20 protein-coding genes, 1 tRNA gene and 2 pseudogenes are annotated in these 24,122 nt (G+C 68.5%); 13 read left to right on the top strand and 10 right to left on the bottom strand.

The features are described from left to right. Positions 1-196: 196 nt before the first annotated feature. Positions 197-679 carry a nuclear transport factor 2 family protein gene (locus ACNPQM_RS24550; protein ID WP_418085746.1) on the bottom strand — a complete coding sequence of 161 codons (483 nt, stop codon included), beginning with the start codon at positions 677-679 and terminating at the stop codon, positions 197-199. A 910-nt stretch (positions 680-1,589) separates the two neighbouring features. On the opposite strand from ACNPQM_RS24550, the pseudogene ACNPQM_RS24545 reads away from it, so the two are divergent. Further along, positions 1,590-1,724: pseudogene (locus ACNPQM_RS24545) on the top strand (transposase); the annotation flags it as partial. Positions 1,725-1,733: 9 nt separating this feature from the next. Here ACNPQM_RS24545 and ACNPQM_RS24540 read toward each other — a convergent pair. Both ACNPQM_RS24540 and ACNPQM_RS24535 read right to left on the bottom strand, forming a co-directional pair. Further along, positions 1,734-2,507: an SDR family NAD(P)-dependent oxidoreductase gene (locus tag ACNPQM_RS24540; protein ID WP_418085745.1), complete on the bottom strand. Its 774-nt coding sequence runs from the start codon at positions 2,505-2,507 to the stop codon at positions 1,734-1,736. After that, complete coding sequence (locus ACNPQM_RS24535) at positions 2,504-3,106, bottom strand: hypothetical protein (protein ID WP_418085744.1); 603 nt, start codon at positions 3,104-3,106, stop codon at positions 2,504-2,506. Before ACNPQM_RS24535 ends, ACNPQM_RS24540 begins: the two co-directional genes overlap by 4 nt. Before the next feature lie 165 nt (positions 3,107-3,271). Between ACNPQM_RS24535 and ACNPQM_RS24530 the strand changes: the two genes are divergently transcribed. Together ACNPQM_RS24530 and ACNPQM_RS24525 are read left to right on the top strand one after the other, a co-directional pair. Beyond that, a complete protein-coding gene (locus ACNPQM_RS24530) occupies positions 3,272-4,180 on the top strand; it encodes a LysR family transcriptional regulator (RefSeq protein ID WP_418085743.1) in 909 nt (302 codons plus the stop codon). Between the two features lie 20 nt (positions 4,181-4,200). Further along, positions 4,201-4,491 (top strand): hypothetical protein, encoded by a 291-nt coding sequence (locus ACNPQM_RS24525; RefSeq protein WP_418085742.1) that lies wholly within the window; start codon positions 4,201-4,203, stop codon positions 4,489-4,491. A 419-nt stretch (positions 4,492-4,910) separates the two neighbouring features. On the opposite strand, the gene ACNPQM_RS24520 is transcribed toward ACNPQM_RS24525, so the two are convergent. Further along, positions 4,911-5,705, bottom strand: a complete 795-nt coding sequence (locus ACNPQM_RS24520; protein WP_418085741.1) for a hypothetical protein — start codon at positions 5,703-5,705, stop codon at positions 4,911-4,913. Between the two features lie 526 nt (positions 5,706-6,231). Here ACNPQM_RS24520 and ACNPQM_RS24515 point away from each other — a divergent pair. Further along, the gene (locus tag ACNPQM_RS24515; RefSeq protein ID WP_418085740.1) at positions 6,232-6,822 is read left to right on the top strand and encodes a DUF4240 domain-containing protein; all 591 of its coding nucleotides are present in this window, start codon (positions 6,232-6,234) and stop codon (positions 6,820-6,822) included. An 85-nt stretch (positions 6,823-6,907) separates the two neighbouring features. On the opposite strand, the gene ACNPQM_RS24510 is transcribed toward ACNPQM_RS24515, so the two are convergent. Then, entirely contained in the window at positions 6,908-7,168 is a 261-nt protein-coding gene (locus ACNPQM_RS24510; RefSeq protein ID WP_418085739.1) for a hypothetical protein, read from the bottom strand. 247 nt (positions 7,169-7,415) lie between these two features. Between ACNPQM_RS24510 and ACNPQM_RS24505 the strand changes: the two genes are divergently transcribed. From ACNPQM_RS24505 to ACNPQM_RS24485, 5 genes and pseudogenes are all read left to right on the top strand, one after another. Then, on the top strand, positions 7,416-7,883 hold the full coding sequence (locus ACNPQM_RS24505; protein ID WP_418085757.1) for a DUF2199 domain-containing protein: 468 nt from the start codon (positions 7,416-7,418) through the stop codon (positions 7,881-7,883). After that, positions 7,880-8,545 (top strand): hypothetical protein, encoded by a 666-nt coding sequence (locus ACNPQM_RS24500; RefSeq protein WP_418085738.1) that lies wholly within the window; start codon positions 7,880-7,882, stop codon positions 8,543-8,545. Before ACNPQM_RS24505 ends, ACNPQM_RS24500 begins: the two co-directional genes overlap by 4 nt. Positions 8,546-8,683: 138 nt before the next feature. Continuing rightward, positions 8,684-9,331 (top strand): hypothetical protein, encoded by a 648-nt coding sequence (locus ACNPQM_RS24495; RefSeq protein ID WP_418085737.1) that lies wholly within the window; start codon positions 8,684-8,686, stop codon positions 9,329-9,331. Then, positions 9,244-9,708 (top strand): annotated as a pseudogene (locus ACNPQM_RS24490) (transposase); the annotation flags it as partial. The gene ACNPQM_RS24495 and the pseudogene ACNPQM_RS24490, both read left to right, overlap by 88 nt. A gap of 4 nt (positions 9,709-9,712) precedes the next feature. Further along, positions 9,713-9,785, top strand: a tRNA-Gln gene (locus ACNPQM_RS24485). Between the two features lie 104 nt (positions 9,786-9,889). Here ACNPQM_RS24485 and ACNPQM_RS24480 read toward each other — a convergent pair. From ACNPQM_RS24480 to ACNPQM_RS24460, 5 genes are all read right to left on the bottom strand, one after another. Beyond that, complete coding sequence (locus tag ACNPQM_RS24480) at positions 9,890-12,103, bottom strand: right-handed parallel beta-helix repeat-containing protein (protein WP_418085736.1); 2,214 nt, start codon at positions 12,101-12,103, stop codon at positions 9,890-9,892. Continuing rightward, positions 12,100-13,575 carry a M1 family metallopeptidase gene (locus tag ACNPQM_RS24475; protein WP_418085735.1) on the bottom strand — a complete coding sequence of 492 codons (1,476 nt, stop codon included), beginning with the start codon at positions 13,573-13,575 and terminating at the stop codon, positions 12,100-12,102. The genes ACNPQM_RS24480 and ACNPQM_RS24475 overlap by 4 nt, the downstream gene beginning before the upstream one ends. After that, a complete protein-coding gene (locus tag ACNPQM_RS24470; RefSeq protein WP_418085734.1) occupies positions 13,575-15,248 on the bottom strand; it encodes a hypothetical protein in 1,674 nt (557 codons plus the stop codon). The genes ACNPQM_RS24475 and ACNPQM_RS24470 overlap by 1 nt, the downstream gene beginning before the upstream one ends. Positions 15,249-15,304: 56 nt before the next feature. Further along, positions 15,305-16,165, bottom strand: coding sequence for a carbohydrate ABC transporter permease (locus tag ACNPQM_RS24465; protein ID WP_358860030.1), 861 nt, complete (start codon positions 16,163-16,165; stop codon positions 15,305-15,307). 88 nt (positions 16,166-16,253) lie between these two features. Next, entirely contained in the window at positions 16,254-17,279 is a 1,026-nt protein-coding gene (locus ACNPQM_RS24460; protein WP_418085733.1) for an ABC transporter permease, read from the bottom strand. Positions 17,280-17,618: 339 nt separating this feature from the next. Between ACNPQM_RS24460 and ACNPQM_RS24455 the strand changes: the two genes are divergently transcribed. From ACNPQM_RS24455 to ACNPQM_RS24440, 4 genes are all read left to right on the top strand, one after another. Then, positions 17,619-18,605, top strand: coding sequence for a hydroxyacid dehydrogenase (locus tag ACNPQM_RS24455; RefSeq protein ID WP_418085732.1), 987 nt, complete (start codon positions 17,619-17,621; stop codon positions 18,603-18,605). Between the two features lie 296 nt (positions 18,606-18,901). Beyond that, complete coding sequence (locus tag ACNPQM_RS24450; protein WP_418085731.1) at positions 18,902-19,996, top strand: LacI family DNA-binding transcriptional regulator; 1,095 nt, start codon at positions 18,902-18,904, stop codon at positions 19,994-19,996. 157 nt (positions 19,997-20,153) lie between these two features. Then, the gene (locus ACNPQM_RS24445) at positions 20,154-21,524 is read left to right on the top strand and encodes a M60 family metallopeptidase (RefSeq protein WP_418085730.1); all 1,371 of its coding nucleotides are present in this window, start codon (positions 20,154-20,156) and stop codon (positions 21,522-21,524) included. A gap of 21 nt (positions 21,525-21,545) precedes the next feature. Beyond that, positions 21,546-23,978, top strand: a complete 2,433-nt coding sequence (locus tag ACNPQM_RS24440) for a polysaccharide lyase 8 family protein (RefSeq protein WP_418085729.1) — start codon at positions 21,546-21,548, stop codon at positions 23,976-23,978. Positions 23,979-24,122: the final 144 nt, after the last annotated feature.

The raw sequence follows: 24,122 nt of genomic DNA, 5'->3' as shown, positions 1-24,122 counted from the left end.
CGTGCCCCGCCCTCCCCGACAACTGCCGTGGGGGCGGGGCACGGCGCTGAGCGTGGCGGGCCGTTGCCGACAGGCACCTCTACCACCGCACCTAACAAAGCCCTACTAAGGGCTGCCCCGTAATCCCTGGCGGGCGCGCGACGACAGCTACGGCACCTCGCGGACCAAAGCGGCGTTGAGCGCCATGTGAGCAGGATCAGGGCTGCGTCGCTTCCATCCGGCCGGCATCGAGGCCGGCAACCACGGCGGTCAGTCGGTCCATCGTGTGGGCGATGCGGAGGCCGTCCATGTAGTCCCGGACATGCACGATCAGGCCGTTCCGGACCCGGAGCACCAGGAGGCCGGGGAAGCTGAACGCCTGGCCGGTTGTGGTCACGGTTCCAGCGACGACCTGCTCGACAGTGATCACTTCGGGGTCGATGCTTTCGTGGACGAGAACGTCGTGGATCCTCTGAGGCTGCGCCGGGCTCGTGCCCCAGGCCGCTCGATAGCCTGCACGGACTTCTTCCCGTCCCTGGTAGCGCTCAGGCATGCCAGGGAAGCCGAGAAACGGGAACTCGTGCAGGGCGCCGACCGCGTACAGATCAGCCAGGTCGTCCGCGGACTTGTCGAGCATCGCGCGATGGAAGCGGGCCAGGACATCGCGGGGGCTGAGGTCGGCCGAGGTGGTGTCTGGCATGACGGTGGGACTCCGTTCAGTCAGCGTGTGGACGAACTCGTTCGAGTGATGGACCGGAGTTCGAACGTGGGGACGAGACGAAGTCCCCCAAGTTCCGTTTGTGAGGCCCGACTTGGAGACCCTCAACACCGCACTCTACGTGAAGATCGACGACGGGCCGGGAGGACGGCGATGGATGGGCGGACCGCCCGTGCTGACCGACCCCGAGCAGACGTGTCGCTGGGCCCCGCAGTGCACGCCGTCACCTCGACCGTCAACCAGGCGAACCTGCCCATGACGACGGTGGATCGATCGCTGGGATACCGACCGATTCACGGAAGGCTGCTGGTGGAGGCGCCGGCAATGGCCGGTCATGCGAGCCCGTAATACCGGCGCAGAGCACTTTTTTATCCGTCTGCCGCAGGCACACAGTGAGTTCGAGTCAGCCCGCTGGCCCGTGCCCAGCCGTTGAGGCCGGGCTGCATCGCCACTCTGCGTTGCTTGTTCCCAGGAACACGACAGATACGCCGCTTCCGGCTGCTGCGCCGGATGGAAGCCAAATTGGCCCGACTCATCCACGAGCAGCACCGCCGCGAAGTGACGATGACCGGCAAAGGCGCGCTTGCTCACACCCTGCCGTACGAGCTGTCCGCCACTGACTTGGACACGGCAGCCTTCATCGCCTACATCACGGCGCGCCGCTACATGCGCAGTGTCTTCACCAACGGCCCGCAACGTCAGGTCTACGACGAGGTCGCAGAGGCCTTGTTCCAGCGCCTGCGGGACGCTCCCGCCCGGAGGTTCGCCGGGCTGCAACACCGGCCCGGCATGCGCGCTCCAGGTGTGGCTCAGCCCTGCAGCTCTGCGCGCGCCTTCTCCAGTTGCGACACCGTCACCGTGCCGGTGCCCGGGAGACCTGCGCTCTCCCACGCTCGACGAGCTCGCCGCGTGGCAGAACCGGTCGCTGGATACGATCTGGCCGATCATCTACATCGACGCCCTCTGGATCAACATCCGCTCTGGATCAGTGGCTTCCAGACCGGTCTACCTCGCCGTCGGCGTCGACAACCGCTTCTCAGGTCATGACCGTGCCGCCGTCGACGGCGATGGTCTGGCCGGTGATATTGGCTGCCTTCTCGGAGAGCAGGAAGGCAACCATCTCGGCGATGTCGGCTGGGGTCTGCGGGCGCTTCATCGGAACCATCCGGTCGACCGTTCCGGCGAAGACCTGCTCCGCAGTGGCGTCGGCGGGTGCGAGACCGTTGGCGAGCAGCCATTCGGCCGTGGTCCGCCACATGTCGGTCCAGATCAGGCCGGGCATGACCGTATTGGCCCGCAACCCGCTGGGGGCGCCGATCCGAGCGATCGTGTGGGTCAGCTCGATGACCGCAGCCTTCGAGGAGCCGTAGTCGGCGACCATCTCCATGCCGAGGCGGGCGCCGATCGAGGCAATGTTGACGATTGCGCCGGGGCGGCCGGCCCGGCGGCGGACGAGCTCCTGGCAGGTAAGGAATGTGCCTCGGGCGTTGACCGCGTATGTGCGGTCCCACATCTCCTCGGTCAGCTCGGTGAACGGATGGAACTTTCCGACCCCAGCGACGTTCGCCAGCACGGTCACCTCGCCCAGTTGCTCCTCGGCGGCGGCGAATGCGGCCTGCACCGAGTCCCGCCGGCTGACGTCGCAGACGGCGTGGGCGACCTTCGCGCCATTGGCAGCCAACCTGCCGGAGGCCTCGGCGATGCGCTCGGCGTTGACATCGGTGAGCAGGACCGCGTGCTCCTCGGCCAGGCGGGCGGCGATGGCGACCCCGAGGCCGCCGGCGCCACCGGTGACCAGTGCGACGCTCACGGCAGCTCCTTGGCGATCTCCGGAGCGAGCAGTTCGGCTGCCCGCTCGGCAGTGATGACATCGGCCGGATCGGGTTTGGTGATCTCCCGGGAGGCGGTGTCCTCGTAGACGTGTTCGCCGATCAGCCGACAGCGCTCGTCGTAGGGCCAGACGAACGCGAGCGTGCGCTTGAGCAGGTAGATGTCGTGGGGGTCGTCGCCGGCCTGCACCGATCCGAACACGCTTTCGCCGAGCATTGCGCCGGGCATGAACGCGGAGAACTCGACCTCGCCCGCGAACCCGTGGTCGTTGACGGCGATGTCATGCTTGTTCACCCACATGACCAGAGCGTTCGCCTCGACCAGCGACTGGTAGAACGCGGTGACTTGGGCCATGCCGTCGAGGATTATCGACGTGCCGCCCTCGTGGAGGCGGTAGTGCGGGTGCTCGACGGTCATGTTCGGCGCCAGCAGCTCCTTGTACCGCCCAGAGACCTCCAGCAGGCCGTGCAGGCGATAGTTCTTCAGAATCGCCCGATGCCGCGGGTTGTCGGTCTCGGCGATTTGCTTCTCCAGGTCCGCGAACATGTGCGTGAAGTCGTGTTCGTAGCGGCTCACCATGGCTCCTCATCGAGTCGGTTCAACGTGCTCCCATCCTTGGACACGCCGCTCGCGAGAATCCATGACAAACATGCCTCCCTCCGTAAACCCATGGGTTAACGCCGCAGGTCACAGGCGCTACAGTCGAGTGAGCTGCGCCGCCACCCTGCAGCGGGAGGAGTCGACATGGACCTCAACCTGCACCTCGTGCGCTACCTCGTCGCGGTCGTCGACGAGGGACATTTCGGCCGCGCGGCGGAGAAGCTGTACATCAGCGCACCCGCCCTGAGCCAGCAGGTACGCAAGCTGGAGCGCACGCTCGGCGTCGAACTGATCGACCGCTCCGCCCATCCCGTCCGCCCCACCACCGCCGGCCACCGTTTCCTCGCCGAGGCGCGTCATGCGCTGGCCGCAGCCGACCGGGCCGTCGCCGCCGTCGAGGCCCACCGCCGCGAACTCGCTGCCACGCTGCGGCTCGGTTTCATCACCGCCTCGGCCGGTCCACGCATCCGGCACCTGATCGACGAGCTACGCCGCGAGGTGCCCGACGTGTCCGTCCAGCGCGTGGAGCTGGCCTGGCCGCAACAGGCCTCCGCCGTGCGCGATGGAGTGGTGGACGCTGCGCTGGTTCGGCCCCCGATAGCCGACACAACCGGCCTTCGCCTCGACGTCGTGCACCACGAGCCCCGGATCGTGGCGCTGCCCCTCACACACCGCCTCGCGACACGGGAGACGGTCGAACTCGCAGACCTCGACGGCGAAACCCACGTCACCGGCGACGAAGCCGATCCCAGTTGGGTGCGCTGGTGGGCCTGCGATCCCCGCCCCAGCGGCGTCCCCGTCTGCTACGGCCCATCGGTCCGCACCATGGACGAGTTGCTGGAGACCGTGGCAGCGGGACAGGCCATCGCGATCACCGGCGGCTTCGTTGCCAACGGCTACCGCCACCCCGAAGTCACCTTCGTCCCGATCACCGATGTCGAACCGTGCCCCATCTCGCTGTGCACTCGAGCCGCCGACACCTCGCCACTCGTCACAGCCCTGCGCACAGCGGCGCGCTCACTGCACGCAGGGGGCTCGTGTGGGACAACTTGAGCGTCCACCGAGACGCCCGCGTGAGCGCCTTCATCGGCGCCCACGACCGGATCACCGCCTACCGCCTGCCTCGGTACGCACCGCAACTCAACGCGGTCGAAGGCATCTGTTTCCTGCTCCGCCGCCGCTGCCAGGCCAACATTGCCTTCACCGGCCCCGCCCAGCGCCGAGGCCTGCGAGAGGTCCGGGACGAAGAACCCTCCCGCGTGGCCCACCCGTACAAACTCGCGAACGCCGCCAGTCCTCGATTCCACTTCGCCCCGCCGGTCCGCTGTCCATTTGCCTCGGCCCGGCAACGCCAGTCCTCGTAGTCCTCCAAATCCTTCGACGTCGCCTCCGTCCACGACTTGCCACGGCGCCACAACGACGTCAGCAGCAAATGACCTATGGCTCGACGGCCCGCAACACCCCGGACCGCGCCGGGGACTCAGCCACTAGCGGACCCACTGAGCCAGAAGCAACGGCCCGGACCAGCAGAGCGGGACACCCCCAAGCCGAGTCCAGTTGAGGCATGCACAATCCACGCCATGCAGAGGATCGACCCGCCCGGCGGTTCGAGCTGTTCCAGGTCGTCAGCATCGCCACTGTCGTGGACCTGGCGGGATGGCCGGACCGGTCAAGACCAGCTGCCGCACTGGGCGGTACTGAACAGTCTGCGGAGCCCGGGCGGCGGGCCTCCCCTAGCAGCGCGAGCGACGCGCGCTGCGTCGCTCGTCGTGTTCGCGGGGCGTCACTGTCCGGCGTGTGGCCGGGTGAGTCCGGCTCCAACCTTGGTCAGCATCTGGCCGAGGAGGTGGAGGGTTCGTGCCCGTGTCGGCACTCCGCGCGACGTTCCCGGCCAGTGGGCGTCAGTGAGCTTCTCTGTCACCGCGAGGATTCGGTCGTCGTCCTGAGCGGCCAGCACGAGGACGAACCGCACGTAGTCGCCGATTTCGGTGCCCTGGGGGTGCTGGTGCGTGAAGGTCTGCAGGCGCGGTGTCAGTGCGGGTAGGGTGCGGTTCGTCGGGAAGACGACGGCGAGTCCGGCAAGGACGAGGCGAACCGCAGGGCATTCGGCCGACCAGCGGGTCAGCAGATCTGGAACGTGAGCCTGGACCGCGCTGCGGGCCTGGACCGCGCTGCGGGCCTGGGCCTCGCTGTCGGGATCGGCGTGTTGCGGGGTGGCCGGCCAGGTCTCGGCGAGGTGGCGCTCAGCAACGGTGGCAGCCCTGAACAGCAGGTCGACGGCTTGGAACCGGTGTCGGGCGGGAATCCGGTCGTCGGCGGCGAGGGCCGCGAGCAGGGCGAGGCCGTCAGCGGTGGCGGGCTGGCAGGTGTCCTGGTGGAGGATCTCGTTGTAGAAGTCGCCGAGGAAGCTTCGGTCGTCCCAGTTTGGGTCGATCTCGGTGTCGAACAGCATCGCGGCCTGGGGCGGCCTGCGGCCCGACAGGCGGTCGGCGATGACGTCCCGGAAGAGCTGCCGGATCGGCGGACTGGCAGAGTCCATGTTGTACCGGATCCGCTCGGGTTCGGCGTGCGCGTCCATGGCCAGCGCAGCCTACTGGAGCGTCTCGCGCCCGCCGCCTCGGCCGCTCGATGGGCTCCCTCGCCCGCGCGCTTGAGGACTTCTTCCCCCAGCGAGGCCTCGCCCTTGCCACCGACCACGCCGAACGACTAGCCACCAACGCCGCATCGAGGCCACCACGCTCCCGCTTCGACCCCAAGTACAGGCGTTCGCCGAGTCCCTGCTGCGAGCACGAGAACGACATCGGCGAGCGGGCACGCTGCCTCGCACCGACAGCACCATCGACGCGGCCCTGGGTGAGCCCACGGTGCCAGCAGGCTTCCACCAGGGGCACCAGCATCAGAGCCCAATCACCCATACGAGCGGGATGCTTGACCTGTGTCCTGTCGCAGCGCAGGCGGCAGTTGACGTGACGCTGACCTGCATAGGCGCCAGATGTTCTGGGACTACGAGCCGGTGGCGACCTCAAACGATCTGGCTTTCGTGGAAGTGGTGATGGCGCCAGGGTGGCCCGTCCGTGTCAGTGGTGCTTGGCAGGGTGCTCTTCGTGAACCTTGAGAAGTTCTGGGCACTTGTAGAGACGTGTCGCCGACAGGCAGCGGGCAGAGAGGCGCGACTTGCACGGCTTCGTTCTGATTTGTCGCACAGGCCGCTGGCGGAGATCGTTGAGTTCCACATGTGCCTGGACCAGGTGACCCGTCAGGCTTTCACCTGGGAGCTGGTAGCTGCGGCGGAGCGGATCTTCGGAGGCCGGTGTTCGGATGACGACTTCTGCTACTTCGGCCTCTGGATGGTCGGGCTGGGCAAAGACGCCTTCGGGCGAGCCGTGCTCGACCCTGATGCTCTGGCTGACACTCCTGAGGTCCTGCGCCTGGCGGGGCGACCTTGGAGGACCTGGGGTGATGACTGGCCCGGGTGGGAATCGCTCGACTATGTGGCATTGGAAGCCCATGGGCTTGTGACCGGGGATCCCGACGAGTGCGGGGATGCTTTCTATGCGGCTGTGGAGACCCAGCGGGGCGAGCAAGCGGTCAGCCAGGGCCTGGCCGGGAAACGCTGGAATGTTCGGGATGAAGACGAGGCGGCTCGCAGGCTGCCACGGTTGAGCGTCATGTTCCCGCTCAGCGCCGACGCATGAGGCGCGACGAATACGCGTTGTTGATGGTGAGCGCCGAGAGGTGGGCGTTCTCAACGGAATGCCTTTCGCGGAAGCGTGTGGCAGGTCAGCCGTCTTGCTCTTCGGTGAAGCTGCCCGTGGTCTCCCGGAGACGATGCCTTGCTGCATCCAGACGCCCCGCATAGTCAGCGGCGAAGATCCCGGGAAGTGCCTTGTCCAACGTTCCCGCGATCTTGTGGATCGGGGCCCATGCGGCCGGATTGTCGACGAGACGGCTGAGATCCGTCATCTGAACTCGCTCCAACCAGTCCGAGAGGACGAGCGCCTCGTCGGAGGTCGGCTTGATCGTGATCTCAGAGTTGTCCACGGCCCGAACCTGTCCCGTTGTCGCCCCCGGGGAAGTCTCGGTCGCGGTAGAGGCAGGGCCACCTGTAGAGGGGTCGTGGGTTCCGAGGGTGGTGTAGGTCCCGGGCGAACTGGTTGGTCTGCATGCTCGTTGCTGGTTCCCCTGGGTGCCGATCAAGAGTGGCAATGCGGTCACTAGGCTCCGCGTCATGACCAGTGATCTCGGATTCCTCTGCTCGTGCTGCGGGGCGCACCACACTGAGCTGCCCATGAACTACACGGCCGAGGCCCCGGACGTGTGGGATCCTGCCTTCGCTGACGCGGACGAGTGTCTGCTCTCGTCGGACCAGTGCGTGATCCGGGCACAGCACTACTTCGTCAAGGGTCTGATCGAGATACCGGCCATCGGCAGCGATGAGGTGTTTTCCTGGGCTGTCTGGGTCTCGCTCAGCCGCGAGAACTTCTCCCGCGGGGCGGACTTGTGGGACACCACCGGCCGAGAAGCGGAGGAGCCCTACTTCGGCTGGCTCACCACCGACCTCTCTGCCTACTCGCCGACGACCCTCAACCTGAAGACCTACGTCCACACCCGGCCGGTCGGCGAGCGCCCCTTCGTCGAACTCGAACCCACCGACCACCCCCTCGCCGTCGAACAGCGCACGGGAATCACCCGGGACCGGGTACGGGAGATCGCCGCGGCGGTGCTTCACCCTTCCCGCCACAGGCGGCAGCCATGAGGGCCGACGCGCGAGTGCCGCTGACCCCTCGGGCGCCAGAAGGCCTGAGCCGCCGGGCCCGGTACTTCGTCGAAGCGCACGGGGTGCGTGTTCCCCGCCGGGACATCCGGCGGCATCGGGACGTATGGCTCAAGGACGGGATACCCGCTGCGGAGATCGACCGAGCCGTGGCGTTCCAGGAGCTCTGGGGCGGCATCGCCCTGCCCCCGGCCCCCGCGTACGAGGGCGGCCCGCGCGTTCTCGAAGCCGACGTTCCCGAGGGCCCGGCCGCGGACGGATGGCACTTCCCGGCCGGCGACTGCCGCGTGTCCATGGCCCACGGATTCATGATCGGTCCCGGAGGCGAGTTCGGGATCGACGCCGACCGCTGGACACCTCTGCACGCCAGCACGGAGGGATGGGTGGAAGCACTGGCATTGGCCCACCACGCGGGCTACTGGGCCAAGACCGTCACAAAGATCAAGGGTGACGCCGTCGAACAGGTGAACCTTGACGGGTTCGAGCCGGTGCCTGAAGTCCGGGGACTCACCGACACCTGGTGGCGGGGCAAGGACTCGCTCATCGCCATCTACCGCGGCGAAGCCGTAGGCTTCGCCGCCCCCCATTGCCTGGAGGCCCATATCTACGGCGGACTCGACGCATGGGGCCTCGGCGGCCACTGACTCCCGGACACCAAGCTTTCCGGGCTTGGCCACCCGCTGAGCGTTCACCTGTTGCGGCGCTGGTGACCAGGCGCTGGAACGCGCCAGCCTCCTGCGAGCATGTCGGCTATACGGACGGCTTACAGGAAAGGTGGAGGCGTGGAGACGTTGGTGGAACAGGCCGTCACGACGACCCTTCGCAGCGGGAACGGAGAGATGGTCCGTCTGTACGTAGCCGCCTGCGCCGAACGTATGGCGCCACTGTTTGTGGGGCTGCGGGTGGGCGGAGGGAGCCGGGAAGGCGACGTGGATTTCTACGTGGAGTCCGTACGCGACCTCTGGCATGTCGACCGCCCGCTCTCCGACGCCGCGGAGCGCGTACGTGTGCTGGAGCGGTTCCCGGAGCTGCAGTGGACCGGCGACGAGGAGGTCACCGACGTCGTCGGCACCTACACCTTCTTCGCCGCCCTGGTCCTGCGCTATGCCCTGCTGGCCAACGGCTCCGGGAGCCCCGATGACGCGGTGTCCTGTGGCCATACGACGCTCACTGCGATGGGGATGCTGGACCAGAATGTGGTCGACGCCGGCTTCCGCGCGCAGGAGCATGGGCTCCAGTCCCTCTCGGTGTCCGGTGACGCCGCAGGGCTGTGGGAAGCAAGCATCGAGGCGGGGCGGTTACGGTTCCGCACCGTACTTGGTCGTACCGCCGGCAGCTTGGGCTGGGGGCACAAGACCTTGACTCCGATCTCACGGGCGCCCGCCGGATGCTGGCCGCCGCACTGGAAGCAGAAGTCAACCAGTACATAGCTGAGTTGGCCGTCGGGGCCGACGAGGTCGGCCGTTGCCTGGTCGTCCGCAACGGCCACCACCGGCCCCGGACCGTGGTCACTGCAGCCGGACCGGTTGAGGTGAAGGCCCCACGGATCAACGACCGGCGCGTCGACGAGCAGACCGGCGAGCGCAGGCGGTTCTCCTCGAAGATCTTGCCACCGTGGTGCCGCAAGTCGCCGAAGATCTCCGAGGTGCTGCCGCTGCTCTACCTGCACGGCCTGTCGTCCGGGGACTTCGTACCCGCCCTGGAGCAGTTTCTCGGCGGAACGGCCGGCCTGTCCCCGGCCACCGTCATCCGCCTGACCAAGCAGTGGAGCGACGACCACGCCGCCTTTCAGGAACGCGACCTGTCCCGGCGACGAGGAGGCTCTGCGGAGGAGCGCCCGGCTCTGATCCCGGGTGGACGCAGGTTCGAATCCTGCCCTCGTCGCCCCTTCGCGTACTCACCCCAAACAGCCTGACCAGCGCCATGAGGGTGCCGGACGGGCCAGGGCCCGTCCGGCGGGGTGCATCACCTGCGGTGAAACCGCAGACCTACGGGTGGATCAGGATCTGGGACAGAGCCACGCGGCCCGTTCCCGACAGGGCGATCTTCACCGTGCGGGTCCTGCTGTCCACGTTGAGGACGGTCGGACGCAGCGCCTTGCCACTGACGTGGACCGTGCCGTCGTCAGTGATGACGTCGAAGTCCGCTGTCGTGGTCGACGAGTTGTTCCAGATCTCGATCTGGCGGACATGCTTCGTCGCGCCCAGGTCGACCTGCCACCAGGCACCCGCCTCGGACAGCGTCCGGGTGTCCGTGTTGGTGTCGGCGTCGAGGGCGAGCGCCGCACCGGCCGAGCCCTCGGTCGAGGACTGGCTTGCGGTGCCCGTGCGTGCCAGGTCGGTGCGGAGCTGTTCGACGGGGCCGCCGTGGGCGCCGGCCCGTGCGGCGACGGCGAGGGCTTCGGCCGGCAGCCGGTCCAGGCCGGTCGAGTTGTCCGTCATGACGGACCCCGTTCCACCGAGCGCGGGCGCCGCAGTGTCGGTCCAGTTGCTGCGGGCGGTGTTCTGGATGCCGTAGTCCGCCCAGTTGGAGACCCACTTGTAGCCGATACGGGTGATGACGTTGTTCTCGACGGCTATGTACGAGGACTGCTCGTCGAGGTAGATGCCGTTGCCGTCGCGCTCGGTGTTGCCGAAGGCGGAGCGGTTGATGTAGTTGCCGGAGACGACGGTGCCGGGCTGGGCGCCCTGGGTGTAGATCGCCCCGCCGTCGTGCTGCTGGTGGGCGACCTCCATGACGTTCGTGATCCGGTTGTTCGTCACCTTGTTGTCGCGCAGCACGGACTTTCGCGACTCGGGCTGGTTCCAGCCCCAGCCGACCGAGATCCCGGAGTACGGGAGGTGGTCGAGGCTGTTGTGGTCGACGGTCAGCTCGGCCTCGTAACCTGCCCAGATGCCGACCGAGTCGGTGTACTCGACTCCGGAACGGGTGATCGTGTTGTACGCGATCGTGTTCCGCTCGCCCGCGAGTGCCGCCGAGGGCATCGGCTCGGTGTCACCCACGTACACCGCTCCCGAGGACAGGTCGGTGAACGTGGAACGGGTCAGGGCGCTGTCCTTGGTTCCTGCTTCGAGCGTCGCGCCCGCCCCGCCGAGGTCGCTGAATCGCGCGTTCTCGATGGAGATGCGCTCTCCGCCGCGGACGGTGACCGCGGCGGACGGCTTGGTGTAGAAGCGGCCCGCATGATCGACGGGGCCGGTGGCTCCGGTCAGGGTGAGACCGGCCTGCATGCCCGCGTAGCCCTCGTCGGTGCCGGGCTGGCGGTACGCCGCATACGCGAAGCCGATCCCGCTGACGGTGACGTCGTGGGCGCCGTCGACGACGAGCAGCTGTTCGGTGTGCGGAGTGATGGCCTGCGCGCGGCGCATGTCCTCGCCCTTGCGCGGCAGGTAGGTGACCGTGCGGGCCGCCGAGTTCCACACGAACTCGCCCGGCTCGTCGAGGAGTTCGGGGGCGTTCTCGAAGAAGGCGACGCCGCTGTAGCGGGTGGAGTCCACCGTCGTGGTGTCCCAGGCGGGTCCGGTGCGGTTGGTACCGCTCGCGGAGTTCGTCCAGCAGGGCTGGGCGAAGGTGAGCAGGTCGCCGCTGACGCCCGCGATCCGGCAGTGGTAGTTGCGCCAGCGGACCCGGATGACGGCCTCGGCGTCCGTGGGGCGCTGCCAGTCGGCGATACCGGTGGCCTTCGCACCGGTCATGCCGGTCTTCGTGGCGTCGCAGACGCTCGCCGCGCAGGCCTCGCCCCGGGCGCGGGTGGCACGCTTGCCGTCGACGAAGAGCTGACGCGGGGTGACACCGGCCGGGACCTCGGCGCTCCAGGTGCCGTCGGTGTTCTGCGTCCATCCGGTGAGGGTGCGGCCGCCGGACAGGATGGGGCGCGCGTCCGGCGCCGCGGTCCAGGTGACGGTGTGTCCGTCCGTGCCGGAGTCGTCTGCACCCAGCCGCAGGGGGGCGTCGAGGTGGTACGTGCCGCCCTTGAGGAGGACGCGGATGTCACGGCCGGTCTCGGTTCGCGCCTGGTCGCGAGCGCCTTCCGGTGAACACGGGCGGGCGACGGTACACGAGGTGCCGTGCCCGTCGGGTGCGGCGTACAGGGTGCGGGCACCGGGTGCGGCCTGGGCGGTCGGGGCGGCGAAGAGGGCGGCGAGAGCCGCGGCGGTGACGGCTGCGGCGGTTCCCCGGATGACGTTCATCGGGCGGTTCATGCGGCGACCTTCCAGTCGGGGTGTCCGGGCATGGGCGGGTTCACGGCTCCGAAGAGCCAGTCGCGCAGGAACGGGTCGAGGGATGCGTCGCCGGTGATCTTGACGGTGTGGGCGATGAACTCCTCGCTGGTGTAGGTGGAGTCCTTGAACCGCTTGACCCACTCCCGCATGACCTGGTCGAACTTCTGCTGACCGATCTGCCGGCCGAGGGCGTACAGGACGAGCGCGCCACCGTCGTAGATGTTGGTGCCGCCGAGCGCCTTGGGCCGTCCGGGCGGGCCGTCGGCGGCGCGGACCGCGTCGAGCTTCTCGTACGTGGCCTTCATCTTGTCCGCGAAGACCGACCAGCCGCGCTCCTCGCCGTACAGCCCGGCGTAGTACACGGCGGGGCCCTCGTTGAGCCAGGCCTGCTGCCAGTCGTTCGGGGTGACGGAGTCGCCGAACCACTGGTGGGTGAGTTCGTGGACCATGGTGGTCTCGTAGCCGGGCTGGCCGTCGGCGTTGAGCTTGAACCAGTTGGTGGAGAAGAGGGAGAGGGTCTGGTTCTCCAGGGCGTCCGTGTACCCGTCGTAGATGTGGAGGCCGTAGACGGAGAACGGGTAGCGGCCGAACTTCTCCTCCAGCCAGGCCAGATGGTCGGCGGTACGGGCGACGATCGGGCCGTACTTCTCCTCCTGCCCCTGCGGGACGATGTGCCGCAGGGGCAGTCCACGGTGGCTGGTGCCGTACAGATAGGTGCCCTTGACGACGGCGATGCCGATCAGTTCGGTCGCCATCCGCTCGCGCAGGGCGAAGTGCCAGACGGTGGAGCCGTCGGCGCGCGGGGTCCTGTCGAGCAGTTCGCCGTTGGCGGTCGCGACATAGCCCTGCGGCGCGCTGATGTGGAAGGTCCAGGTGGCCTTGTCGGAGGGGGTGTCGTTGCACGGCAGGAACGTGTCGGCGCGGGAGGACTGGGCGGCCGAGGCGAAACCGCCGTCGGTGCCGAACTTCCATCCGGTGAGGCCGAGCCGGGGTGCCTTGCCGTTGCCGTGGTAGCGGATCTCGACGGTGAACGGCTGCCCGTCGTGCAAGGCTCGGGCGGGGGTGACGGTGAGTTCCTGGCCGCTCTTGCCGGCCGACAGCGCCCAGGTGGCGGTGCGCCCGGCGACGGTGACGGAGTCGATGGTGTGCCCGTCGGTGTCCAGATTGAACGCGGACAGGTCCTGGGTCGCCCTGGCATTGATCTTCACGACGGCGGTGAAGTCGTACGTCACCGGGGTGAAGTCGAAGGTCAGGTCGTAGTGGACGACCTGGTAACCGCCGTTGCCGAGGGTCGGGAAGAGCGGGTCGCCGACGCCGTCGGAGCCGGGGGCCGGGTCGAAGCCCCGGCTGCGGGCACGGGCGGGCGAGCCGAGGACGGGTACGGCGACCGCTGCCGCGACGGCCGCGCCGCCGAGTCGGAGCGCGGACCGCCTGCTGGTGGGAGAGCTCATCAGTTCTTGCCCTTCTGGAAGGCCTCTTCGAACTCGCCGCGGGCCTGCTCGCCGCCCTTGGCCAGGTAGTCCTTGACCAGCTGGTCGTAGGCCGACATCGGCTTGCGGCCGGCGATGATGTCCTTCAGGGCGTCCCCCTTCAGCGTGATGAGGCTGCCGGAGCCCTTCGAATCCCACGTGGGCGAGGAGTACTGGAGGGTCGGGTCCGGCACCATCATCGGAATCATCTTGGTGAACGCGTCGTGGACGTGACGGACGCCCTGCTCGGAGTCGGCGCTGAAGATCGCGGGGACGGCGGAGGCCGCGAACTTCCAGGGCACGGTGACATCCTGGGTGCCCTGCTTGGTGAGGGCCGGGTTGCCCTTGTCGTCACGGGTGAAGTCGGTGCCCTCGACGCCGTAGTTGATCAGTGTGTACTCCTCGCTGCCGAACGGGGAGGCGGCGAAGTCTGCGAAGGCGAGGATCTGCTTGACGCGGTCCCCGGACGCCTTCTTGATGTGCGTGTTCTGCAGCGCGACGTTGTCCATCCACGTGACGGCGTCCTTGCCGAACGGGACGAACGGGCGCGGGTCGTACGTCGTGTCGATCGCCTTCATCGCGGCGATGTAGCCGACGCCGGGCGCCAGATAGGTGGGCATGCCGTCATAGACGTACGCGCCCTTGCCGTTCTTGAACATGTCCGTGTACTGGGCCTTCTGCGCCCCGGACATCTGAAGGGTGCCGGGGTAGTAACAGCCCGCCTTGTACAGGTTCCGGGCGGTCTCGACGGCCTGTCGGTACTCGGGAGTTTCCAGGTCCACGGTGAACTTGCCGGTCTTGGCGTCCAACCGCCAGCCGCCCGGCGCGCCCGCGGACATGGCGAGCATCGTGGTGGCACCCGCGATGATCGCGTACCGGTCCTTCTTGGGCCGGGTGAGCTCCTTGCAGAGCTCGATGAACCGGTCGAGGTCGGTGATCTGGTCCAGGTTCGTGACCCCGGCCTCAGCGAAGAGGTCGTGGCGGTAGAAGCCCGCGCCGCCGGTGCCGGGGCGGGCGATCGGCAGACCGTAGAGCTTGCCGCCGAAGATGGCGGCCTGCCAGGCGCCCTTCGGGATCGCGGCCAGGTTCGGGTAGTCCTTGATCTTGTCCCCGGCGAGGAACGGGGTCAGGTCGGCACAGGTGGCCTGGAGGAAGGCGGCCTTGTTGTCGACGCCGCCGGACTCCGGGTACATGAACAGGTCCGGCAGGCTGTCGCTGGCGACCATCGTGGAGAACTTGGTGCCGTAGTCGTCGGCGGGGACGGCGGTGATGTCCACCCGGCCGCCGAGGAGCTTCTCGATCTGCTGCCAAGCGGCGTTGTTGCCGCGCGCGGGCGGCGGCGGGGAGAACGTCTCCATCGTCGCGCTGATCGGCTTCGCGCCCTTGAGTGGAGTGCCCTTGGTGGCCCGCAGCGGCTTGGCCGGGTAGCTGAAGAAGCCCTGCGGGACGCCGGTGGCAGTCCCCTGGAGGTCGGGATTGAGGCCGATGTTACGGACCGCGGAGTTCGGCAGCAGCGAGGCGCTCTTGGCCTCCGCCTTGGCGGTCGTGCCACCGTCGCCGCAGGCGGCGAGCAGTGGAGCGGCGGCCAGACCGAGACCGACGCCCGCGCCCAGGCGGAACAGCGATCTGCGGTTGATGGGGGTGGAGCTCGACACCTGGAATCTCCTTGGGAGAGAACGGAAAGGAAGTGCAGGGGGTGGTGGAGTGGCGGTCAGCCCTTGATGGCGCCGGTGAGCACGCCCTTGGTGAAATAGCGCTGGAGGAACGGGTAGACGCAGAGGATCGGAACGACAGCGATCACCAGGACCGCCATCTGGACGGCTTGCTGCGGGGCGAGGACCTCACCGGCCGACGCGGCGTTCAGGCTCTGGCCCTGGAGGACATAGGTGCGCAGGACCATGGGCAGCGGCCACTTGTCGGAATCGTTGAGATACAGGAGCGAGTTGAAGAAGGCGTTCCAGTACGTCACCGCGTAGAAGAGGCTGATCACGGCGAGGACAGCCTTGGAGAGCGGCAGGACGATGCGTACGAGGACGCGGAAGTCGCCGGCCCCGTCGACCTTCGCCGCGTCGTACAGCTCTTCGGGCAGGTTCATGAAGAAGGACCGCAGGACGACCAGGTTGAAGGCGCTGACCAGGGTGGGCATGACGAGCGCCGCGTAGGTGTCGTACAGCCCAAGTCCTTTGACCAGCAAGAAGTTGGGGATGATGCCCGCGTTGAAGAGCATCGTGAACAGGGCGGTCATCAGGATGAAGCGGGATCCGGTGACATCGCGGCGGGAGAGACCGTACGCCATACCGACGGTGACGAGCAGGCTGGCGAGGGTGCCGAACACCGTGATGCCGAGACTGACCACGAGCGCCCGGGTGACGACTCCGCCGGTGAAGATGGTGCGGTAGGCGTCCAGGGTGGGGTGGTCGGGCCACAGGACCAGCCCAGAACTGCGGATGATGTCGGTCTGCGAGGCGAAGCTCGTGCCGATGACTCCGAGCAGCGGATAGGCGACGGCGGCGACCACGACGACGATGGCGAGGCCCTTGGCGGCCTGCCCGACGCGGGTCGGCTTCTCCATCCACGGCGGACGGCCGTCGGACTGCTTCTTGCCACGGGGAGTCTTCTTCGCCGACGTCGTGGCGGGTACGGACGTGGCGGGCGGCTTCTCAACGGTCAGCACCGCGGTATACCCCTTCGTGGCCGAGGCGGTGGGCGAACTTGTTCGCGCCCAGGACGAGTGCGGTGCCGATGACCGCCTTGACGAGTCCGACGGCGGCGGCGACGCCCCAGTCGTTGTCCTTGATGCCGTGGTAGTAGACGTAGGTGTCGAGGACCTCACCGGCGTCCGGGCCGACCGCGTCGCGCTGGAGCAGGATCTGCTCGAAGCCGACGGAGAGGATCTGCCCGAGGTTGAGGATCAGCAGAAGGATCAGGACCGGTGCGATGCCGGGAAGTGTGACGTGCCACAGGCGGCGCCTGGGACCGGCGCCGTCGATCGCGGCGGCCTCGTACTGGCCCTTGTCGATGCCGAGCAGTGCCGCGAGGATGATGATCGTTCCCCAGCCGGCGTCCTTCCAGGCCACCTGGAGGGTCAGCAGCCACGGGAAGGCGTCGGGGTCGCTCATCATGTCGTAGCGCGGCAGCCCCATCCCCCCGAGGACATCGGGCAACAGCCCGGCGCCGCCCAGGATCTGCTGGAAGATCGAGACGATGATGACCCAGCCGATGAAGTGCGGCAGGTAGACGACGCTCTGCACGAAGCGCCGGATCCGTTCGCTGACGATGCTGTTGAGCAGCAGAGCGAGGGCCACCGGGATCGGGAAGAAGAACACCAGCTGGATGAGGGCGATCTCCAGGGTGTTGAAGGTCGCGGACCAGAAGGCCGGCTCGCCGAACGCGGCGGTGAAGTTGGCGAAGCCCACCCAGGCGCTGTGCATGTACCCGAGGTACGGCTGGTAGTCCTGGAAGGCCACGACATAGCCGAGCAGCGGAACGTAGTGGAAGACGATGAAGTACAGCAGGCCCGGCAGGGTCAGCAGCAGCATCACCCGGTCCCGCTTGATCCGCTGCCAGACGGTCAGGCTGTTCTGTGGAAGAACGGTCCGGGTCGACGACGAAGACGCAGAAGTTCCGGTCCTCTGATGCCGTTTTGACCGCTTTTCCCGAGGCAGCGGGGGTGCTGTTTCAGCCATGGTGCTTCCTGTTCGGCCGGTTGGCGCATGGTGAGCCTTCTGCGGCCGCAAGTTAGTAAGCGGTTAACCAAAGCGTCAAGAGATCTGGAGAAACGACTGCGCTACGCGGAGCTCTCACGGTCAAATCCCAGGGGGTGAAACAGTAAAATAGCTGAGCAAAAGGACAGTTGACCAACGGTCACGCTTGACGGTCGGGCCTCGGGATACCTAGCGTGCCGGTCATTCCATAGAACACGCTTACTGTCCGGAGGCAGGGTGCGAACCACCGAAGAGGCACCGGCTCATTCCGGCACCGACGCTGCGGAACTGCCCCCGAGGCGGCCCCGCACGGTCCTGGCCATGAGCCCCGGACTGCTCGACGACGTCTTCCCGCCGCCCGTACGGACCCGGCTGGAGGAGTCCGCAGATCTCATCGTCCCTTCCTCGGTCAGGGATTTCGGCACACCGGAGGCCGCCGCGGCGCTGGCCTCGGCCGAGGTCCTGCTCACCGGCTGGGGCTGCCCGCCCGTCGATGCGGCCCTGCTGGGCCGGGCCCCACAGCTCCGCGCCGTGATCCACGCGGCCGGCACGGTGAAGACCTTTCTGTCGCCGACGGCGTTCGACCGCGGCATCGTGGTCTCCTCGGCCGCGGCGGCCAATGCCGTACCGGTCGCCGAGTACACCCTGGCCGCGATCATCATGGGTGCGAAACGGGTGTTCCCGCTGGCCGGTCTCTTCCGAACCCGACGGACCCACCGCACCGCCGCCGACCTCGACCGGCATCACTGGCTCGGTACACACGGACTGACCATCGGCGTCGTCGGCGCGTCCCGGATCGGCCGCCGGGTCATCGAACTGCTCGGGATCCTCGATGCCGAGGTGCTGCTCTACGACCCGTACATCGACGCCGACGAGGCCGGACGGCTCGGGGTCACCCCGACCGATCTGGACACCCTGGTGGCGACCAGCGATGTCGTCACCGTGCACGCTCCGGACACACCCGAGACCCGTGGACTGCTCGACGCGCGCAGGATCGCCCTGATGCGCCCCGGCACCCTGCTCGTCAACACCGCGCGCGGCCCCCTCGTGGACACCGAGGCACTGACCGAGCACCTGGTCAGCGGGCGGCTGGACGCGGTTCTGGACGTCACGTCCCCCGAACCCCTGCCGGACGGTCACCCCCTGTGGGACCTGCCGAACGTCTTCCTCACCCCGCACCTGGCGGGCGCACAGGGCAATGAAGTGGGGCGGCTCGGGGCCCTCGCCGTCGACGAGTTGGTGCGGTACGCGCAGGGCGCGCCGTTCACCCATCCGGTCCACCGGGCCGACCTGGGGAGGATCGCGTGAAGCCCACCCGCGCCCGGGCTCGAGGCCGTGACCGGCCATGTTCGCCCCATGAGAAGCATGGTCCCGTGCGTGGGATCGCCAGGCGGCCGGACGTCCTTGGAGGGGGTCTCCCCGGCTCGAACGAAGTTGAGAGCTTGGGGAAGGCGCTACCAGGGCTTTTGGTCAACGCGGTAGGGGGTCCCCCCCTGGCCCTCAAGGCATTGGGGGAGGGCGTGCTGGACGGCACGAGGGGGGAAAGCTTGCCGGGAGGGGCACTAGGCTCGGCGTCACACAACAGTCACCAGGGGGTGAGCCGGATGCGCCGGCAGAGCACTGCCGTGGACGGACCGCGCAGGGCGACCGTCACCGATGTGGCCAGGCGGGCGGGCGTCTCGACCGCCACGGTCTCGCGCGTCATGAACCGCAACTACCCGGTCGCGGAGGCGACCAGGGAGCGGGTCGAGGCCGCGATGCACGAGCTCGGCTATGTCGTGAACGCGCACGCCCGCGCCCTTGCCGGCGCCTCCGGCCGCACCGTCGGCATCATCGTCAACGAGCTCATCGACCCCTTCTACGCGTACATCGCCCGAGGTGTGGAGCGGGAGGCCGCGCTCGGCGGGCGGCTCTGCCTGGTGTGCTGCGCCCAGGGCGATCCCCAGCGCGAGCTGGCCTTCGTCGAGCTGATGCACGAGCGCAGGGCCGACGCGGTGATCGTGGTCGGCGGCAGCGTCGCCGACCGGGGCTACACCTCGGAGCTGGCCCGTCGGGCCCGTGAGCTGGACGCCGGCGGATCGAAGCTCGTGCTGTGCGGCAGGCCGCCGTTGGGCGAGCAGGCACCGACGGCCGCGGTCGAGTACGACAACGAGGGCGGCGCCTTCGCCATCACCGACCATCTGCTGATGCAGGGGCACGAACGGATCCTCTACCTGGGCGGCCCGCCGAAGCTCTCCACCACCCGCGACCGGCTGGCCGGGCACCGGCGGGCCCTGGAGCTGCGCGGGGTGACGCCGGACCCTGAGCTGGCCCAGCCCGGCACCTTCAGCCGGAACTTCGGCTACCGGCGGATGGCGGAACTGCTGCGGAACGGACCGGTCTTCACCGCTGTCTTCGCCGCCAACGACATCGTGGCGGCGGGCGCGGCCCAGGCGTTGGAGGAGGCCGGGGTGCGGGTGCCCGAGGACATCTCCCTGGTGGGGTACGACGACATTCCGGTCGCCCAGGAGCTTCGGCCGCGGCTGACGACCGTTCATGTGCCGCTGGAGGAGATGGGACGGCAGGCCGTCCGACTGGCCGTCGGCGGTGGGGACGAGGACGACTGGCGCGAGCCGACCGCGGGCGCACTGCGGCTCGGCACCCACATCGTGGTACGCGATTCCGTGGCACCTCGGTATGGTCGGTCCACCCGAATGTGACCGGTTACTGCACCACTGACCGCAGTTGACCATAGTAAATAACAGTAACTTCCTGAGACCTCTTGCGGCTCGATAGCAACCGCTTACATGCTGACGGCGAGCTTCACCCGTTCCGCACGCTTCCGCCCCTCAATTGTTTCTGCAGGGAGAGTTCCGCATGCGTCAGTCCTCTTTCTCCGCCGTCACGCCTCCGGACGTGGTCTCCTCCCCCGTCGGCCGCCGCTCGGTTCTCGCCGCCGCGGCCGGCATGGGAGCGGCAGTCGCGATCGGCGCCACTGCCCCCTCCACCGCCGCCGCGGATACCGCACAGCCCGTCAAGGTGAGCGTGACCGCGCGACCCGCCGCCGAGGCGGAGCGGCTGCGACTCGGACAGGCCCTGCGCGGCTCCGAGTTCCAGCCCACCGGCCTGTACGCCCCGGCCGCCACCCCACTCTCATTCACCGTCCAGCCGAACGACGGCCTGGTACCCACGCTCTGGATCGGCGCGTGGGACTACTACGGCGAGATCGCCGAGCCCCGCAGCTACCCGTTGACGGCGGGCACGAACACCGTGACCGACCCGCACGGCGGCCCCGTCTATCTGACCCTGACGGGGAACGGCGAGCGCGCCGGTGTGGTCTTCCGCTCAGGCGCCGTCCCGATGCCGGTCTTCACCTTGGGCCGTACCTCCGAGGCCGACTACCAGCACCAGCTCGACACACTGACCACCTCGCCGTACGTCGAACTCCACGCCCCGCACACGATCATGACGCTCACCCGCGACGGCGCACTCCTGTACCGCGGCGAGGACCATGCGGCGCTGCTCGGGCTGGTCGAGACGATCATCGACTCGCACGCCCGGATCAGCGGTCTCGACGGCTCGAAGCCGGTGCACCGGCGCAAGGCGGGGCCATACCACTTCACCGAGGTCAGCAAGGTGCCGAGCGGCGTCGGCGCGTATGCCACACACGGCTACAACGGCTTCCCGCGCGCCTACCTCGACCGGGCCACCACGGTGGAGGGGCTGCGGACCCGCGGCTGGGGGCTGTACCACGAACTCGGCCACCTCCACCAGCAGATGGCGTACAAGCCGGGCGGTCTGACCGAGGTCACGGTCAACATCTACTCGCTGGGCGCGCAGCGCACCCTGAAGCAGCCGTCCAACCTCCTCACGGTCGACCCGAAGACCGGGCTCACGTACTTCCAGTCCGCACAGCTCAAGTTCGGCACGGCGGGGCTGACGTACGAGAAGTCCTTCGGCGCGTACGAGAAGCTCGTCCCTCTGCGCCAGCTGGAGCTCGCCTTCGGTGACGACTTCTGGCCGCGCATGCACAAGCTGGTGCGCGAGGAGAACCCCCAGTCGGACTACACGGAGAACGACAAGCGCTACCGGGCGCTCGCCACGTATTCCAGCCGGGTCTGCGGATACGACCTCACGGACTTCTTCGTGAACACCTGGGCATTCCCGATCGACGCCGTCGGCAAGGCTGAACTGGCCGCGCTGAACCTGCCGAAGCCGCCCGTCGACCCGAGCACGCTCACGGACTGACCACAGTCGAAAGGGGACATCATGAACCTCAGCAGACGCACCCTGCTCGCCGCGACGGGCGCCACCGCGGCCGTCGCGGCCACCTCCGCCACGACACTCGTCGCCACGGCCGGCGCCGCGCAGGCGCAGCCCGCAGAGGTCGGCGAGACCGCCGGCACCGTGGGATTCGACGCGCTCCTCCAGCGCGCCGAAACCCTGCTGACCGGCGGCGCGATCGACCCGTCCGACCTCGATGTCGCCGCCGCGGTCGCCACCCTGGACACCACGGCGAAGGGCCTCTGGGAGACACTTGACCGCGGCGCCGGGCGGACCGCGCTCTGGCCGGACCTCTCCCCGGTCACCGACCCCGGCAACTTCGGCCAGAGCTACACCCGGCTCCGTACGCTCGCGACTGCCTGGGCCACCCCCGGCACCTCACTGACCGGCAGCGAGGAGGCGGCGGACGCCCTCGTCTCCGCGCTGCGCTTCACGTACGACACGGCGTACAACCCGGCCAAGCGCGAGACCGGCAACTGGTGGTTCTGGGAGATCGGCGCCCCGCGGGCACTGATGGACTGCTCCGTCCTGCTGCGCGGGCGTCTGTCCGCCACCGATCTGACGGACTATCTGGCAGTGGTCGACCGGTTCTGCCCGAACGCGGACCGGCGCACCAACTCCCCCACGCTCGCCGAGACGGGTGCCAACCGCACCGACAAGGCCGTCATCGTCGCGCTGCGCGGACTGCTGGGCCGGGACGCGGCCAAGCTGGCATCGGCCCGTGACGCGCTCTCCGACGTGCGTGACTCCGGACGCAACAGCCTGTTCAGGTACACGGGTTCGGGTGACGGCTTCTACGAGGACGGGTCATTCGTCCAGCACGACGTGGTCGCGTACACGGGTACGTACGGCACGGTGCTGCTCAGCGGCGCCGCCTATCTGCTGTCCCTGCTCGCGGACTCCGAGTGGGCGGTCGCCGACCCCCAGGTCTCCGTGATGTACGAGGCGGTCGAGCGGACCTTCTCGCCGGTGGTCTTCGACGGGCTGATGATGGACGCGGTACGCGGCCGGGCGATCTCCCGGGAGCGCGCCGGTGACCACCGGGACGGTGCGGCGACCGTCGCAGCGATCCTGCTCCTGGCGACCGGCGCACCCGCCGCGTACGCGGACCGCTGGCGTGCGCTGGCCAAGGGCTGGCTGACCCGCAACCGCACCACCCCGTTCGCGAATCTCGCCACCCTTCCCCAACTGGCCCTCGCCAAGGCTGTGCTGAATGACCGGAGCATCCCCGCCGGGGCGCGCACGACCGGTCACTTCGTCTTCGCGGACATGGACCGGGTGGTGCACCGGCAGCCCCGCTGGGCCTGCGCACTGTCGTTGTCGTCGAAGCGGATCTCGGCCTACGAGGCCGGCAACGGCGAGAATCTGCACGGCTGGTACACCGGCGACGGCATGACGTATCTGTACGACGGCGACGATCTCGGGCAGTTCAACGACGGCTTCTGGCCGACCGTCGACCCGTACCGGCTGCCCGGCACCACGGTCGACACCAGGCAGCGGACCGATCTCGGCACCGGCGCCGGCACTTCCACCTACCGGCCGACGAACGCCGTCGCGGGCGGAGCGGTGCTCCACGACCGGTACGGTGCTTCGGCGATGGAGCTCATCGGTCCCTCGGGCAGCACCCTGCGGGCCAGGAAATCCTGGTTCCTGCTCGACAATGCGGTGATCGCGCTCGGTGCGGGTATCACCGCGAGCGACGGGCGCACGATCGAGACGGTCATGGAGAACCGCAATCTCGGCGCGGACGGCACGCAGCAGCTGACGGTCGACGGCGTCCGACAGCCGGCGGACCAGGGCTGGACCAAGGAGTTCGGCCGCGCCCGGTGGGCGCATGTCGACGGCGTCGGCGGTTATGTCTTCCCCGACTCCACCGCACTTCAGGCGCTGCGTGAGGAGCGGACCGGAACCTGGCGGGCACTCAACACCGGGGCGGACACCAGCGGCAGCACCGATCCGGTCACCCGCCGCTATGTGACGCTCTGGGTCGATCACGGTGTCTCCCCCACCGATGCGGGCTACGCCTATGTCCTGCTGCCCGGCGCGTCCGCGGCTGCGACCGCCGTCTGGTCGCACTCGCGTCCGATCCGGATCGTCGCCAACGACGCCACCGCGCAGGCCGTGGAGGTCCGCAGGCAGGGGCTGACCGCGGTGAACTTCTGGGCAGCCGCCACTGCCGCCGGGATCACCGCATCCGGACCGGCCTCGGTGCTGGTCCAGCGCAGGGACCAGCAACTCACCGTCGCCGTCGCCGACCCGAGCCGCACGCAGACCACGGTCACGGTGGAACTGCCCTTCCCGGTGAGCAGGGTGGTCACCGCCGACCCCACCATGTCCGTGACACCCGGCCGTCGCCCCGTCCTCACCGTCACGGTCGGCGGATCGCGCGGTCACACGCACACAGCCACCCTCTGCTGAGCAGGCACCTGTGACCCGCCTTCCCCTCCTTCCTCCGGGAGTACGCATGCACGTTTCCCCCACCTCGTCCCCGTTCAGCCGCTGAAGTGCCCTGGGGCGTGTTTCGAAAGTAGCGTCGTCCGCCCGTAGGGCGGGCCGGGCGGC

Source organism: Streptomyces sp. NPDC056231, from assembly GCF_048270745.1.
GTDB lineage: Bacteria > Actinomycetota > Actinomycetes > Streptomycetales > Streptomycetaceae > Streptomyces.
Note: the sequence above shows the minus strand (reverse complement) of the source record. Positions and strands in the feature narration are given on the sequence as shown.

Bases quoted from the DNA above. Each gene is read 5' to 3' on its own strand.
- ACNPQM_RS24455 (WP_418085732.1), top strand. From the start codon at position 17,619: ATGAGCCCCGGACTGCTCGACGACGTCTTCCCGCCGCCCGTACGGACC.
- ACNPQM_RS24500 (WP_418085738.1), top strand. From the start codon at position 7,880: ATGAGGGCCGACGCGCGAGTGCCGCTGACCCCTCGGGCGCCAGAAGGC.
- ACNPQM_RS24480 (WP_418085736.1), bottom strand. From the start codon at position 12,103: ATGAACCGCCCGATGAACGTCATCCGGGGAACCGCCGCAGCCGTCACC.
- ACNPQM_RS24460 (WP_418085733.1), bottom strand. From the start codon at position 17,279: ATGGCTGAAACAGCACCCCCGCTGCCTCGGGAAAAGCGGTCAAAACGG.
- ACNPQM_RS24550 (WP_418085746.1), bottom strand. From the start codon at position 679: ATGCCAGACACCACCTCGGCCGACCTCAGCCCCCGCGATGTCCTGGCC.
- ACNPQM_RS24450 (WP_418085731.1), top strand. From the start codon at position 18,902: ATGCGCCGGCAGAGCACTGCCGTGGACGGACCGCGCAGGGCGACCGTC.
- ACNPQM_RS24475 (WP_418085735.1), bottom strand. From the start codon at position 13,575: ATGAGCTCTCCCACCAGCAGGCGGTCCGCGCTCCGACTCGGCGGCGCG.
- ACNPQM_RS24440 (WP_418085729.1), top strand. From the start codon at position 21,546: ATGAACCTCAGCAGACGCACCCTGCTCGCCGCGACGGGCGCCACCGCG.
- ACNPQM_RS24465 (WP_358860030.1), bottom strand. From the start codon at position 16,165: ATGGAGAAGCCGACCCGCGTCGGGCAGGCCGCCAAGGGCCTCGCCATC.
- ACNPQM_RS24535 (WP_418085744.1), bottom strand. From the start codon at position 3,106: ATGGTGAGCCGCTACGAACACGACTTCACGCACATGTTCGCGGACCTG.
- ACNPQM_RS24505 (WP_418085757.1), top strand. From the start codon at position 7,416: ATGAACTACACGGCCGAGGCCCCGGACGTGTGGGATCCTGCCTTCGCT.
- ACNPQM_RS24445 (WP_418085730.1), top strand. From the start codon at position 20,154: ATGCGTCAGTCCTCTTTCTCCGCCGTCACGCCTCCGGACGTGGTCTCC.
- ACNPQM_RS24530 (WP_418085743.1), top strand. From the start codon at position 3,272: ATGGACCTCAACCTGCACCTCGTGCGCTACCTCGTCGCGGTCGTCGAC.
- ACNPQM_RS24520 (WP_418085741.1), bottom strand. From the start codon at position 5,705: ATGGACGCGCACGCCGAACCCGAGCGGATCCGGTACAACATGGACTCT.